The following is a 12,902-nucleotide window of genomic DNA, read 5'->3' on the forward strand; positions in this document are numbered from 1 at the left end:
GCGGTGAACGCAGTGAACCCCAGCTCTTCCCTCAGCGCCATCCCGGCGGCACCGCCACGGGCATCGCCAGCAGGATCTGCCCCATCCCCTTGCCCAGCGGATCATTGCGCAGCGAGGCCATGCCGCCGCCATCGAGCGCCTCCGTGCACAGGAAGTTCATGGCATGCAGGCCCGGCAGGTCGAAGCGCTCGACCTGGCCGCGCACCAGGTGGCCCAGCCACTCCTTGACGCGTTCGGGCGTGAGCTGCCCGCGCAACCAGGGCAGCCACTCGGGACGGCGCGCGATCACGCCGACATTGGAGTGATCCCCCTTGTCGCCGCTGCGCGCCCACGCGAGCTGCAAGAGCGGGACCTGTGGCCAGTCGGGGCGCGGCAGGATCGCGTCGACGGCGGGCGTCGCATCCGGCGGAGGCACGGGTGGCTGCCCGCTGGGCACGCGCACCGCGCGGACCTCGCCGGCGAACTGCAGCTGCGGCTGCACGAAGCCCTTGTCGATGAGAAAGGCGAACTGCCGGATGCACGGCGCCGGACTCGGCCGGCCGCCCGCACCGGTGGTGCCGGGCGACCAGCTGGTGCCAGCCGGAGCGATCTCGCGCGCGAACAGCTCCAGCGCCTCGCGCTGCGGATGCATCACGCCGACCTGCAGCACCGCCTCGCGCACGTCCTGCGTGCGCGCGTGCGGCCCGTAGTTCGCGAGCTCCGATCCGAGCACCTCGATGTGCGTGCGCGTGAAGGGCAGCCAGCGGCGCTGGGCGATCAGCTCGCGCGTGCGCGCGAGGATCGCTTCGCCCGTGCGCTGCGCCTTGCGCGCGGCGTCGAAGCCGACGATCGTGAGCTGTCCCGTGCAGCGCCAGCCGTCCTGCCAGGTTGCCGAGACCTTGTAGTGCGGCCCGGGCGGCAGTCCGCGCGCGCCGCGCACGCGCACCCGCTGCTCGCCCACCTGCTCCAGCTGCACCTGGGTGAAGTCGCAGGTGACATCGGGCAGCAGGTAGCGGCGCGGGTCGCCGATCTCGTACAGCACCTGTTCCGCGACGACCGCGGTGTTCACCAGTCCGCCGGTCCCGTTCGGCTTGGTCACGACGAAGCTGCCGTCGCCGTGGCACTCGAGCACGGGGTAGCCGATGTGCGCCCAGTCGGGCACCTGCTCCCAATCCGTGTGCAGGCCGCCCGTGGCCTGGCAGCCGCACTCGATGAGGTGGCCGGCGAGGCTGCCCTGCGCCAGGCGGTCCCAGTCGTCTTCGCGCCAGGCGAAGGCGTGCATCAGCGCGCCCAGCGTCACCGCGCTGTCGACGCAGCGGCCCGTGATCACGACCTGCGCACCGGCAGCCAGCGCGTCGCGGATCGGCAAGGCACCGAGGTACGCGTTCGCGGTGAGCAGGCGCTCGGGCAGGGCGGCGCCGCTTTGCAGTTCGCGCACCCCGTGCTCGCGCAATTGCGGCAGCAGCGGCAGGACGTCGTCGCCGGTGACGACGGCGACCTGCAGCGGCACGCCCTGTTCGGCGGCGAGCGCCTGCAGCGCTTGCGCGCATGCCTGCGGATTCACGCCGCCTGCGTTGCTGATCACGCGGATGCCGCGCCGCGCGACCTCGCGCAGGATGGTCTTCATCGTGACCTGCACGAAGTCCGTGGCGTAGCCGAGCGAGGCGTCCTTCGCGCGCGCGGCCGCCAGGATGGACATGGTGAGCTCGGCCAGGTAGTCGAACACCAGGTAGTCGACGTCGCCGTGCGCCACCAACTGCGGCGCCCCCACGCTGCTGTCGCCCCAGAAGCCGGAAGCGCCGCCGATGCGGATCGTCTTGTCCATGGTTAGCGCCCGGTCCACTGCGGCTTGCGCTTCTCGCGGAAGGCCGCCTGGCCCTCCTTCGCGTCCTCGGTCTGCGCGAACAGCGCGATCTGGCTCTCGGTGAAGGCCATGGACTGCTCGAACGGCATCGCCTCGATGGACTTGAGCGTGTACAAGCCGCGGCGGATGGCCGCGGGGGACTTGTCGGCCAGGCGCGCGAGCAGCCAGGCCAGCCGGCCGTCGAGGTCCGGGTCCACGTAGTTCACGAGGCCGAGCGCGAGCGCCTGCGCGCTGGTGATCGGCTCCCCGGTGAGGCACAGCTCCACCAGTTGCCGGCGCGGCAGCAGGTGCTGCAGCACGGCCAGCACCTGTGCCGGGAACAGGCCCACCTTCACCTCGGGCAGGCCGAAGACGGCGTGCGGCGCGGCCACGGCCAGGTCGCACATCGCCAGCAGGCCCATGCCGCCCGCGAAGCAGGCGCCGTTGACGCGCGCGATCAGGGGCAGGTGGCTGGCCCGCGCCTGCCGCAGCAAGCGCGCGAAGGCGCCGGTGGGTTCGGAGAAGTCGAAAGCGAAGGACTCGCCCGACTGCAGGTCCGCGCCGGCGCAGAACGCCTTCTCGCCCGCGCCGGTGAGCACCACGACCCGCAGGCTGCGGTCCGACTGCGCTTCGGCCAGCGCCGCCGCCAGTCCGTCCAGCACGGCGGGACTGAGGGCATTGCGGCGCTGTTCGCGCTGGAGGGTCAACCAGAGCACGCCTTCGCGGCGCGCCACGCCCAGTTCGGGGTTGCTCGTCATCGCCCGGTCTCCTTCCGCCTCCCTTATAACCGGCGGCCGGAGGCGGCCCGTTCTCCTACACGACAGGACGCGGCTCTGCCGTTACGATGCGGGGCCCCCCTCCAGCCATGACCGACGCCACGCCCCGCTTCGAACAAGCGCCAGCGCCGCCAGGCCGGCTGGTCCGGCTGCTGGGCGAATGGACCGCCGCGCAGTTCGCCCGGCCTGGCCTCGTGCGCGAGTTGCGCCACACCCTGCCCGCCGCTTCGGCGCAGCAGCGATGGGACCTGCGCACTGCGGACCACCTGGACCACGTCGGCGCGCAGCTGCTGTGGGACCACTGGGGCCAGCGCTGGCCGGAGGCGCTGGAACTGCTGCCGACGCAGCGCGCGATCCTGGAGCGGGTGGCGGAATTCACCACCACGCCGCCGCAGCCGGTCGCACGCCGTGGCTTGCGCCAGGGGTTCATGGACCTCGGGGCGGGCATTCTGCGCCGCTTCGGCGACGTGAAGGACTTCGTCCGGTTGATCGGGCAGCTCACGCTGGACCTGCGCGAGCTGTTGCGGGCGCCGCACCAGGCGCCGTGGCGCGACTTCTCCGGCCACCTGTACCACATCGGGGCCACGGCGCTGCCGATCACGGCGCTGGTCGGCGGCCTGATCGGCGTCGTGCTGGCCTACCTCACCTCGCAGCAACTGCGGCAGTTCGGCGCCGACGCGTACATCGTGGACATCCTGGGCATCGCGCTCGTGCGCGAGCTCGGGCCGATGCTGGCGGCCATCCTGATCGCCGGGCGTTCCGGCTCCGCGATCACCGCGCAGATCGGCGTGATGCGCGTGACCGACGAACTCGACGCGATGCGCGTGATGGGCATCTCGCACACGTACCGGCTCGTGATGCCGCGCGCCATGGCGTTGTCCATCGCGATGCCGCTGATCAGCGGCTGGACCACCGTGGCCGGACTGCTAGGCGGCATGGTGGCCGCGGACCTGTCGCTGGGCATCAGCCCGATCTTCTTCATGAAGGCGCTGCCCGCGGCGGTAAGCCTGCCCAACCTCGTGCTGGGCATGAGCAAGTCGGTGGTGTTCGGCATCCTGATCGCGCTGATCGGCTGCCACTTCGGATTGCGCGTGCAGCCCAACACCGAGAGCCTGGGCGCGGGCACGACGGCCTCCGTCGTGACGGCGATCACGATGGTGATCCTGGTCGACGCGCTGTTCGCCGTCCTCTTCAGCACCGTGGGCATCTGATGGCCGACCCGACACTGCCCCTCGTGCCGGCCGACGGTCCCCTCGTCGAGATCCGCAAGCTCTGGTCGGTGTTCGACCTGCCGGACCGGAAGGTGGTGATCCACAAGGACCTGGACCTCAGCGTCAACCGCGGCGAGGTGCTGTCCATCGTGGGCGGTTCGGGCTCGGGCAAGACCGTCCTGCTGCGCCAGATGCTCGGGCTGGAGCGGCCCGCCTCCGGCGAAGTGCGCATGCTCGGCCAGCCGCTGCAGTCGCTTTCGCAGCACGGCGCGTCCAGCCGCATCGGCATGCTGTTCCAGCACGGGGCGCTGTTCTCCGCGTTCACCGTGCTGGAGAACGTCGCCTTTCCGCTGCGCGAACTGAAAACGCTGCCGTCGCGGCTGATCGAGGAAGCGGCGATGGTGAAGCTGCAGATGGTGGGCCTGAAGCCGGAAGACGCCGAGAAGATGCCGTCCGAACTTTCGGGCGGCATGATCAAGCGGGCGGCGCTGGCCCGCGCGCTGGTGATGGACCCGCCGCTGCTGCTGCTCGACGAGCCGACGGCGGGGCTCGACCCCGACAGCTCCGACGGCTTCGTGCGGCTGTTGCGCTCGCTGCATCGCGAGCTGGCGCTCACGGTCGTGATGGTGACGCACGACCTCGATACGCTGTTCGAGCTGTCCACGCGCATCGCGGTGCTGGCGGACAAGAGGGTGATCGTCGTCGGCAAGCCGCGCGAGGTGATCGCCTTCCGCCATCCCTTCATCGAAGAGTTTTTCCTGGGGGAACGGGGCCAGCGTGCGATGGAGCTGCTGCGCGAGTACCCGTTCGCGATCTGAAAGAAAAAGGACCAAGAGACCATGGAAAACAAGGCTCATGCCCTGGCTGCCGGAATCTTCGTGGCCCTGCTGTCGCTGCTGGTGCTGGGGCTCGCAGCCTGGCTCACGCGCCAGACCGGTGTGCGCGATCCGTACGAGATCTCCACCAAGGAAACGGTGACCGGCCTGCAGGAGCAGGCGCCGGTGCGCTTCCGCGGCGTGGACGTCGGCAAGGTGACCCGCATCGGCTTCGACCCCAAGGTCACCGGCAACGTGCTGGTGCGCATGGACATCGACCGTGACACGCCCTTGACCACGAACTCCTTCGCCACGCTGAGCTACCAGGGCGTGACCGGCCTGGCCTTCATCCAGCTCGCCGACGAAGGCAAGCCGGCGCCGCGGCTCGTACCCAACGACGAAGTGCCGCCGCGCATCCCGCTGCGCCCCGGCATCCTGTCGCGGCTGGAGGAGCACGGCGAGGTGATCCTGCAGCGGGTCGAGGAAGTGACGGGGCGTGTCGACAAGCTGCTGGGCGATGAAAACCAGAAGCGCGTCGCCGACGCGCTGGAGAACATCAGCGCCGCGGCCACCAGCACCCGGCAGCTGGTGGGGCATGTGGACACGACGCTGCAGAAGAAGCTCGACCCCGCGCTCGACCAGTTCGGCGTGACCCTGCGCGGAGCGCAGCGCACCGTCGACGACATCGGCGCCACCGCCCGCGAGTTCCACCAGACTGCGCAACGCCTGAATGCGCCGGGCGGCCCGCTTGACCGCGTGAGCCAGGGCACCGACGCACTCGCCACCACCATGGAGACCTTCAGCACCAGCACGCTGCCGCGCCTGAACCGCGTGGCCGACGAAACCACGCGCACGGTGCGCACGCTGGACCGCGCGATCGACCAACTGACCGAGAATCCGCAAATGCTGATCTACGGACGAGGGCCCGCACAACCCGGGCCGGGCGAACCGGGCTTCCAGGCCCAGGGAGAGCGGCAATGAGGCGGCGCGGCCTGATCGCCCTGTTGCCCGCGACGCTGGTGGCGTGCAGTGCGCTGCCGAAGAAGCCCGCGAACCAGGTGATGTACGACTTCGGGCCCACGCCCGCGGCCGGTCCCGACGCCAGGGGCGAGCATCCGGCGCTCACGCTGCCGGACGTCGAAGCCGAAGGGCTGCTGGAGACGACCGCCTTGCTCTATCGCCTGGGGTACGAGGACGCGTTCGAGCTGCGGCCCTACGCCTATGCCCGCTGGAGCGCGCCGCCGACGCGGCTGGTGCACCAGCGCTTGCGCGACGTGCTGGGGCGCCAGCGCGCGGTGCTGGACAACTCGGGGGCGGCGGCACTCGTGCGCAGTAGCGCGCAGCGTCCACCGCTGCTGCGCGTGCATCTCGACGACTTGTTCCAGCTGTTCGATGCACCCGACAAGAGCCGCGGCATCGCCCGCCTGAGCTGTACGCTGCTGCAGGCGAACGGCGGCGGCGATCGCCTGCTGGGGCAACGCCGCTTCGAAACCGAGCGGCCGGCGCCCACCGCCGACGCGCCCGGCGGCGTGCGCGCGCTGAGCGCCGCGGTGGACGCTGCGGCCGAAGACATCGCCCGCTGGCTGCAACAGGCCTGACGTCATGCCCGCCGCGCCGCTCGAGCAGGTCATGCGCGCCGCCGGACTGGAGGTCACGGGCTGCTGCGAGCGCCTGTCCCGGTGGCCGGGCCTGCTCGATCACAGCGTGCTGCTGGAGGACTTCAGTCCCGAGGAGGCCGACGTGCTGGGCTCGCTGATGCTGCACGTACGGGCCAAGCCGGGCCAGATGCTGATCCGCGAAGGCGAGGTCGACGATTGGATGATGCTGCTGCTGCGCGGCACCGTGGACGTGGGCAAGCGCATCGGCCCGGAAGCAGAATCCGAAGTACGCGGCGACAACACGCGCCTGGGCGTGCTGCGGCCCGGGACCGTGCTGGGCGAGATGTCCATGTTCGACGGCGAGCCGCGTTATGCGAGCTGCTGGGCCCTGTCGGAAGTCGAGGCCGCCGTGCTGGACCGCGACGGGGTGGCGCGCCTGGTCCGGTCGCGCCCCGAGATCGGCGCCAAGCTGCTGGTGAAGCTCACCCAGTTGCTGGCGCAACGCCTGCGCAACACGAGCACCCAGCTCGTGAAGGTGCTGCGCCGCCAGACCATCACCTGACCCATTTTCCGAGGAGAGAATCATGTTCCAGGCCCTGGTGCTCGAGAAGGAGCCCGCGTTCCGCGCCGAAGTGCGCTCCGTCGACGACAGTTTCCTGCCCGAGGGCGACGTCACGGTCGCGGTCGAGTATTCGACGCTCAACTTCAAGGACGGCCTCGCCATCACCAACAAGTCGCCCGTGGTGCGCAGCTGGCCCATGGTGGCCGGCATCGACGGTTCGGGGACGGTGCTGGAGAGCGCGTCGCCGCAGTGGAAGAAGGGCGACCCCTTCGTGCTCAACGGCTTCGGCGTGGGCGAGACGCACAAGGGTTGCCTGGCCGGCAAGGCGCGGCTGAAGTCGCAGTGGCTCGTGAAGCGCCCCTCCGCCTTCAGCGCGAAGCAGGCCATGGCCATCGGCACGGCCGGCTACACAGCGATGCTGTGCGTGCTGGCGCTGGAGCGACATGGCCTGCGTCCCGGCGACGGCGAGGTGCTGGTGACCGGCGCCACGGGCGGGGTGGGCTCGGTCGCGATCGCCGTGCTCTCGCAACTGGGGCACCAGGTCGTCGCGGCGACCGGCAAGGCGCACGAGGCGGAGTACCTGAAGGCGCTCGGCGCGTCGGCCGTGATCGACCGCAACGAGCTGTCCGCGCCGGGCAAGCCGCTGCAGAAGGAGCGCTGGGCCGGCGTGGTCGACGCGGTGGGCAGCCACACGCTCGCCAACGGCCTGGCGCAGACGCGCTATGGTGGCGCGGTCGCCGCCTGCGGGCTCGCCCAGGGCATGGACCTGCCCGCTTCCGTCGCCCCTTTCATCCTGCGCGGCGTGGCGCTGCTCGGCGTCGACAGCGTGATGGCGCCCATGCACCTGCGCGAGCAGGCCTGGACGCGCCTGGCCCGTGACCTCGACCCGAAGCTGCTGGCCAGCATGAGCACCGAGATCGGGCTGGACGAAGCCGTCGCGGCGGCGCAGAAGCTGATGGCCGGACAGGTGCGCGGCCGCATCGTCGTCAAGACCGCCTGAGCGCGCAGCCCGCGGGGGCTGCGTGAGTGCCACTTTGGTACTGCCGGCCCCGCGCGTCCTATAGTGCGTGCATGGGGAGAAGCGAGGGGACCGCGGCACGCGGCAAACGACACCTGCTGGCGCGCCATGCGGCAGTGGTGCAGCGGCGCGCCGGCCGGCTCGATCCGACGGTGCGCGCGCTGCTCTGGTCCGGCGTGTCGGGGCTGCTGTTCGTCACGCTCAATTCGCTCATGCGCGGGCTGTCGCTCGCGCTCAACGGCTTCGAGACGCAGTTCCTGCGCTACCTGATGGGCATCGCCGTGATGGTGCCGTTCATGGCGCGCAGCGGCTTCGCCACGTACAAGCCGCACAACCTCGCCGGCCAGTTCTCGCGCGGCGGCGTGCACACCATCGGCCTGCTGATCTGGTTCACGGCGCTGCCGCGCATCAGCCTGGCCGACACCACCGCGATCGGCTTCACGACGCCGATCTTCATCATGCTGGGCGCGGTGCTGGTGTTCAAGGAGCCGATGCGGTGGGAGCGCTGGATCGCGGCGGCGCTCGGCTTCGGCGGCGTACTGATCGTGGTGGCGCCCAAGCTGTCCGGCACCGGCGGCCTGTACGACCTGGTGATGCTGTGCTCGTCGCCGGTGTATGCGGCCTCGTACCTCATGACCAAGGCGCTCACGCGCTACGAGCGTGCCGAAGTGATCGTCGCGTGGCAGGCGATCTCGGTCACGCTCTTCAGCCTGCCGCTGGCCGTGCTGCACTGGCAGACACCGGGGCTGGCGCAACTGGCCTTGTTCGTCGTGTGCGGGCTGCTCGGAAGCTCGGGCCACTACTGCCTGACGCGCTCCTATGCGGCGGCCGACATCTCCGCATCGCAGTCGGTCAAGTTCCTGGACCTGGTGTGGGCGTCGATCATCGGCTGGCTGGCGTTCGGTGACCTGCCCAGCGAGTCGACGCTGATAGGCGGCGTGGTGATCTGCGGCTCCACCTTGTGGATCGCGCGCCGGGAATCGCGCGGGCGGCGGCTCAGTTGAGCGTGTTGGCAATACCCGCCGCCACGTGCCCCGACGGCACATGCAGCGCCGCATGCGCGACGTGCCGCGTCTGATCGTCGAAGAAGAAGTCCGGCTCGAACTCGCGCAGGAACTCGCCCTTGGGCAGGCCGCCCAGGAACATCGCCTCGTCCACGTGGATCTTCCAGTCCATCAGCGTGCGGATCGCGCGCTCGTGCGCCGGCGCGCTGCGCGCCGTGACCAGCGCCGTGCGGATGCGCATCTTCGCGCTGCCCGCCTGCTGCAGTCGGTGCAGCGCCGCGAGCAGGGGGCGGAACGGTCCGCTGGGCAGGGGCTGCGCCGCCTTGCGCGACTCGTGTTCCTGGAAGGCTTCGAGCCCGCGCGACTGGAACACCTGCTCCGCCTCGTCGGAGAACAGGACCGCGTCACCGTCGAAGGCGATCCGGACTTCGTTGGGATAGTTGTCGTGCGCCAGCACCGACTCGGTCAGCACGCGCGCAGCCGGGAAGCCGGCGGCGAGCGCGCCGCGCACGTCGGCCTCGTTGGCCGAGAGGAACAGCGTCGCCTTCAGGGGCCGCAGGTAGCCGAAGGGCGAGCGGCCCTGGGTGAACACGCCGCGCTGCAGGTGGATGGCGTTGTGCTGCGCCGAGCGGAACACGCGCATGCCGGACACCGGGTCGTTGCGCGAGAGCACGACCACTTCCACGCGCTGCACCTCGGCGTCGTTGAACGCCAGCAGCTTCTTTACCAGGGAGAAGGCGATCCCGGGCGCGGCGGGCCGGTCCAGCCGCTCGAGCTGCAGGCGCATGTAGCCCGCGGCGTCGCCGCTTTCGAAGACGAGGTTCTCCTCCTCGAAGTCGAACAGCGCCCGCGAGGAGATCGCGACCACCAGCTTGTCGTCGAGGGAGGGCAGGGCCATCCGGCTATCGTACCCACTGGTTGAGCTGGATGATAGGCAGCAGCACCGCCAGCACGATCAGCATCACGACCAGGCCCATGCCGACGATCAGCAGCGGCTCCAGCAGGGTGGCCACCTGCAGGGAGCGGCGCTGCACTTCTTGCGAGAGCTGCGTGGCGGCCCGCTGCAGCATGGCGGGGAGCTGTCCGGTCTGTTCACCCAGCCGCGCGAACATGCCCAGAAGGCCGGGGAAGCGCTTCTTCTGCGCCAGTGCACTGGCCAGCGGCGCGCCCTCGCGCACCAGCACCAGCGCGTCCATCGCATCGGCGCGCATCGCGCGGTTGCCCAAGGTCTCGGCGGCGGCCTGCAGTGCCTTGAGGATCGGGACGCCAGCGCCAGCGAGCATGGCCAGCGTGCCGGCGAAGCGCGCCGCGTTGTAGCCGCGGGCCAGCCGCCCGATCAGGGGCAGGTTGAGCCAGCCGGCGTCGAAGCGCTCGCGGAACGCGGGATTGCGCAGTGCGATGCGCAGCGCGACGAAGGCTGCCACCAGCACCGCGATCACGGCCAGTCCCCAGCTGCGCACGAAGGCGCTCAGCGATAGCATCGCCGTGGTCAGCAGGGGGAGCGCGTGCTTGGTGCCGGCAAACACGTTCGCCACCTGCGGCACGACATAGGTCATCAGCAGCAGCACGATCGCGATGGCCGCGACGGTGACGATCGCCGGATAGAGCGTGGCCGCCATCAGCTTGGCGTTGAGTGCCTGCCGGTCTTCCAGGTCATCGGCGAGGCGCTCCAGCACGGCGCCGAGGTGGCCGCTCTGCTCGCCCGCGCCGACCACGGCGATGTAGATGTCCGAGAACTCGCGCGGGAAGCGCGCCAGCGCCTTGGCGAAGGACGAGCCCGCGTTCACCTCCGCGCGAAGAGCGGCGATCAGGTGGTGCTGCTGGTCGTTCTCGGCCTCGTCGGCGAGCGCCGTCAGCGCACGTTCGAGCGTGAGGCCGGAGCTGACCAGGCCGGCGAGCTGGCGGGTCCAGATCGCGAGCGCCGTCGCGTTGAAGATGGCGCGGCGGAACAGCACCGTCTGGCCCAGTCCGCCGCTCGCGTCCTCCGACGCGACGGGGCGCACTTCCAGCGGGACGAGGGAGCGGGTGCGCAGCAGGCCACGCGCCGCCTTGGCCGTGTCGGCCTCGATCACGCCCTTCTGGGTTGCGCCCTCCGGGTCGAGCGCCTCGAATGCATAAGCGGGCATGCGGCGATCATAAGTCCGCCGCCTGCGGCGCGGCCCAGTTCGGCTGCGGCCTCCGCCTACAAGGCGGGTGGCGCCGCTGCGGCAGCATGCGGCAGACACGAAGGAGTGCTTCCATGCCGAATTCGCCGGGCGTCGAGCCCGACCGCATCGATGTGCAGGACGAACAGGCGCTCGCGCGCTGGGCGCAGCGGCTCGACGCCACGCCGCAGCAATTGCGCGAGGCGGTGCGCGCCGTGGGTGACAAGGCCTCCGACGTGGAGATGCACCTCAAGGGCAGCCGCAGCAGCAGCAACGAGGACCGGGTGAAGGAGCTCGGCGGCTGATGAGGCCGATGAAGCTGGTCCTCAACGGCTTCGCCGTCGCCCAGGGCGTGATGGCGGTGCTGTTCGCCCTCGCGTCGCTGGTGCTGATCGCGGTCGCTGGGCGGACCGGCTGGCAGGCGGTCTCCAACGGACTGGACCTGGACACCGGGCAGAAGGTGATCGAAGCGATCGGGCTGCTGGCCGCAGCCGTGGTCGCGCTGCAGATCGCGCAAACGATCGCCGAGGAGGAGGTGATCCGCGAGATGCACGTGAGCGCACCGACGCGGGTGCGCCGCTTCCTCTCGCGCTTTCTCGTGGTGCTGGTCGTCGCGCTGGTGATCGAGGGACTGGTGGCCACCTTGAAGGCCTTGCACGAGGACGTGCGCTTGCTCACGTACGCCGCGCTGCTGCTCTTGTCCGCCAGCGCCCTGCTTGCCGCCTGGGGCGTGTTCATCCGCCTGAACCGCTTCGCCGAGGACGTGGAACCCAAGGCGATGGAAGAGGCCAAGCAGGAAGACGAGAAGCTGAAGGGCTGAGACCGCACTGCGGGTTTCCCCGTTCTTTTTCGGCCGCCGGAAAACTGTGTTGCGTGCGCCTCCTTGCGGGGCGCGAGGGGCGCGCAGACACTCGCGCCCATGCACGACTTCACCCTCCGCCGCCGCACCCTCCTGGCCGCCGCTCCCGGCGCCGCGCTCGCTGCCTCCGGCTGCGCCCAAGGACCGCGTCCGCTGCAGCCCATCTCGGTGATCAGTTTCGGCGGCGGCTTCAACCTGCCCTTGTGGGCCGCGCGCGACCAGGGCTTCTTCGCGCGGAACGGGCTGGTGGCCAACCTGCAGGTCACGCCGGACTCGCGCAACGTCTTCAGCGGCTTGATGGAGGGCCGCTACGACGTGGCGATCACCGCCTTCGACAACATCGTGGCCTACCAGGAGGGCCAGGGCGAGGTGAAGTTCGATCCGCCCAGCGACTTCTTCGCCTTCATGGGCTCGGACGACGGCTTCCTGAGCCTGGTCGCCGTGCCGGAGGTCAAGACCGTTGCGCAGCTGAAGGGCCGCACGATCTCTGTGGATGCGATGAGCAACGGCTTCTCCTTCGCGCTGCGCGAGATGCTGGCGCGCAACGGCGTCCAGGAGTCCGAGGTGAAGTGGGCGCGCGCCGGGGGCACCGACCGCCGCTTCGCCGCGCTGATGGAGCGCCAGCACGACGCGACGATGCTGCGCGCGCCCTTCGACCTGCAGGCGCGCAACCGCGGCTTCAACCAGCTGGCGACCGCGCGCGAGGTGATCGGTCCCTACCTGGGCATCGTCGGTGCGGCGCGCCGCAGCTGGGCGCAGCAGCATCCGGCGCAGGTGGTCGCCTTCATCCGCGCGTACCGCGATGCCGTCGTCTGGCTGGAGGATCCCGCCAACCGCGCCGCCGCGCAGAAGCTGCTGCTGGCCAACGTGCCGGCGATGACGCCGGCGATCGCGGAGCAGTCCTGCGCGCTGATGCTCGATCCGCGCAGCGGCTTCTTCCACGATGTCGGCATGGACCCGCAGGGCGTGCAGGCCGTGCTGGCGCTGCGCGGCAGGCTCGGCGAGCCGCCGCGGCAGCTCACCGACCCCGACAAGTACCTCGACCGGCGCTACTGGCGCGAGGCGACGGCCGGCTAGCGCGGCGGCACTGCGT

Annotated in this window: 14 protein-coding genes; 10 read left to right on the forward strand and 4 right to left on the reverse strand. The window is 70.5% G+C overall.

Features of this window, described 5'->3' with window-relative positions:
- Nucleotides 1–31 precede the first annotated feature (31 nt).
- A complete protein-coding gene (locus JJB11_RS07655; protein ID WP_201167951.1) occupies nt 32–1,804 on the reverse strand; it encodes an acyclic terpene utilization AtuA family protein in 1,773 nt (590 codons plus the stop codon).
- 2 nt (nt 1,805–1,806) lie between these two features.
- On the reverse strand, nt 1,807–2,580 hold the full coding sequence (locus JJB11_RS07660) for an enoyl-CoA hydratase/isomerase family protein (RefSeq protein ID WP_201167953.1): 774 nt from the start codon (nt 2,578–2,580) through the stop codon (nt 1,807–1,809).
- 107 nt (nt 2,581–2,687) lie between these two features.
- Between JJB11_RS07660 and JJB11_RS07665 the strand changes: the two genes are divergently transcribed.
- The 7 genes from JJB11_RS07665 to JJB11_RS07695 all read left to right on the forward strand — a co-directional run bounded on the left by JJB11_RS07665 (nt 2,688) and on the right by JJB11_RS07695 (nt 8,806).
- On the forward strand, nt 2,688–3,809 hold the full coding sequence (locus JJB11_RS07665; RefSeq protein WP_201167955.1) for an MlaE family ABC transporter permease: 1,122 nt from the start codon (nt 2,688–2,690) through the stop codon (nt 3,807–3,809).
- The gene (locus tag JJB11_RS07670) at nt 3,809–4,627 is read left to right on the forward strand and encodes an ABC transporter ATP-binding protein (protein WP_201167957.1); all 819 of its coding nucleotides are present in this window, start codon (nt 3,809–3,811) and stop codon (nt 4,625–4,627) included. Before JJB11_RS07665 ends, JJB11_RS07670 begins: the two co-directional genes overlap by 1 nt.
- 21 nt (nt 4,628–4,648) lie before the next feature.
- A complete protein-coding gene (locus tag JJB11_RS07675; protein ID WP_201167960.1) occupies nt 4,649–5,605 on the forward strand; it encodes an MlaD family protein in 957 nt (318 codons plus the stop codon).
- Nucleotides 5,602–6,222, forward strand: coding sequence for an ABC-type transport auxiliary lipoprotein family protein (locus tag JJB11_RS07680; protein ID WP_201167963.1), 621 nt, complete (start codon nt 5,602–5,604; stop codon nt 6,220–6,222). Before JJB11_RS07675 ends, JJB11_RS07680 begins: the two co-directional genes overlap by 4 nt.
- Nucleotides 6,223–6,226: 4 nt before the next feature.
- Nucleotides 6,227–6,784 carry a Crp/Fnr family transcriptional regulator gene (locus tag JJB11_RS07685; RefSeq protein ID WP_201167966.1) on the forward strand — a complete coding sequence of 186 codons (558 nt, stop codon included), beginning with the start codon at nt 6,227–6,229 and terminating at the stop codon, nt 6,782–6,784.
- Nucleotides 6,785–6,806: 22 nt separating this feature from the next.
- Entirely contained in the window at nt 6,807–7,784 is a 978-nt protein-coding gene (gene acuI / locus JJB11_RS07690) for an acrylyl-CoA reductase (NADPH) (RefSeq protein ID WP_201167969.1), read from the forward strand.
- Between the two features lie 71 nt (nt 7,785–7,855).
- Nucleotides 7,856–8,806 carry a DMT family transporter gene (locus JJB11_RS07695; protein WP_201167972.1) on the forward strand — a complete coding sequence of 317 codons (951 nt, stop codon included), beginning with the start codon at nt 7,856–7,858 and terminating at the stop codon, nt 8,804–8,806.
- On the opposite strand, the gene JJB11_RS07700 is transcribed toward JJB11_RS07695, so the two are convergent.
- Nucleotides 8,799–9,704, reverse strand: coding sequence for a 5'-nucleotidase (locus tag JJB11_RS07700; RefSeq protein ID WP_201964691.1), 906 nt, complete (start codon nt 9,702–9,704; stop codon nt 8,799–8,801). The genes JJB11_RS07695 and JJB11_RS07700 overlap by 8 nt on opposite strands.
- 4 nt (nt 9,705–9,708) lie before the next feature.
- Nucleotides 9,709–10,932 (reverse strand): type II secretion system inner membrane protein GspF, encoded by a 1,224-nt coding sequence (gene gspF / locus JJB11_RS07705; RefSeq protein ID WP_201167974.1) that lies wholly within the window; start codon nt 10,930–10,932, stop codon nt 9,709–9,711.
- Nucleotides 10,933–11,045: 113 nt separating this feature from the next.
- Here gspF and JJB11_RS07710 point away from each other — a divergent pair, with 113 nt between their 5' ends.
- From JJB11_RS07710 to JJB11_RS07720, 3 genes are all read left to right on the forward strand, one after another.
- Complete coding sequence (locus JJB11_RS07710) at nt 11,046–11,255, forward strand: DUF3606 domain-containing protein (protein ID WP_201167977.1); 210 nt, start codon at nt 11,046–11,048, stop codon at nt 11,253–11,255.
- Between the two features lie 8 nt (nt 11,256–11,263).
- On the forward strand, nt 11,264–11,770 hold the full coding sequence (locus tag JJB11_RS07715) for a hypothetical protein (protein ID WP_201169101.1): 507 nt from the start codon (nt 11,264–11,266) through the stop codon (nt 11,768–11,770).
- Nucleotides 11,771–11,869: 99 nt separating this feature from the next.
- A complete protein-coding gene (locus JJB11_RS07720) occupies nt 11,870–12,886 on the forward strand; it encodes an ABC transporter substrate-binding protein (RefSeq protein ID WP_201167980.1) in 1,017 nt (338 codons plus the stop codon).
- Nucleotides 12,887–12,902: the final 16 nt, after the last annotated feature.

Origin of the sequence: Ramlibacter ginsenosidimutans (assembly GCF_016654015.1) — a bacterium.
Taxonomy (GTDB): domain Bacteria; phylum Pseudomonadota; class Gammaproteobacteria; order Burkholderiales; family Burkholderiaceae_C; genus Ramlibacter; species Ramlibacter ginsenosidimutans.

What these genes read in the sequence shown, in the direction of transcription:
- JJB11_RS07655 (WP_201167951.1), bottom strand. Translation starts at nt 1,804, where the DNA reads ATGGACAAGACGATCCGCATCGGCGGCGCTTCCGGCTTCTGGGGCGAC.
- JJB11_RS07660 (WP_201167953.1), bottom strand. Translation starts at nt 2,580, where the DNA reads ATGACGAGCAACCCCGAACTGGGCGTGGCGCGCCGCGAAGGCGTGCTC.
- JJB11_RS07665 (WP_201167955.1), top strand. Translation starts at nt 2,688, where the DNA reads ATGACCGACGCCACGCCCCGCTTCGAACAAGCGCCAGCGCCGCCAGGC.
- JJB11_RS07670 (WP_201167957.1), top strand. Translation starts at nt 3,809, where the DNA reads ATGGCCGACCCGACACTGCCCCTCGTGCCGGCCGACGGTCCCCTCGTC.
- JJB11_RS07675 (WP_201167960.1), top strand. Translation starts at nt 4,649, where the DNA reads ATGGAAAACAAGGCTCATGCCCTGGCTGCCGGAATCTTCGTGGCCCTG.
- JJB11_RS07680 (WP_201167963.1), top strand. Translation starts at nt 5,602, where the DNA reads ATGAGGCGGCGCGGCCTGATCGCCCTGTTGCCCGCGACGCTGGTGGCG.
- JJB11_RS07685 (WP_201167966.1), top strand. Translation starts at nt 6,227, where the DNA reads ATGCCCGCCGCGCCGCTCGAGCAGGTCATGCGCGCCGCCGGACTGGAG.
- acuI (WP_201167969.1), top strand. Translation starts at nt 6,807, where the DNA reads ATGTTCCAGGCCCTGGTGCTCGAGAAGGAGCCCGCGTTCCGCGCCGAA.
- JJB11_RS07695 (WP_201167972.1), top strand. Translation starts at nt 7,856, where the DNA reads ATGGGGAGAAGCGAGGGGACCGCGGCACGCGGCAAACGACACCTGCTG.
- JJB11_RS07700 (WP_201964691.1), bottom strand. Translation starts at nt 9,704, where the DNA reads ATGGCCCTGCCCTCCCTCGACGACAAGCTGGTGGTCGCGATCTCCTCG.
- gspF (WP_201167974.1), bottom strand. Translation starts at nt 10,932, where the DNA reads ATGCCCGCTTATGCATTCGAGGCGCTCGACCCGGAGGGCGCAACCCAG.
- JJB11_RS07710 (WP_201167977.1), top strand. Translation starts at nt 11,046, where the DNA reads ATGCCGAATTCGCCGGGCGTCGAGCCCGACCGCATCGATGTGCAGGAC.
- JJB11_RS07715 (WP_201169101.1), top strand. Translation starts at nt 11,264, where the DNA reads ATGAAGCTGGTCCTCAACGGCTTCGCCGTCGCCCAGGGCGTGATGGCG.
- JJB11_RS07720 (WP_201167980.1), top strand. Translation starts at nt 11,870, where the DNA reads ATGCACGACTTCACCCTCCGCCGCCGCACCCTCCTGGCCGCCGCTCCC.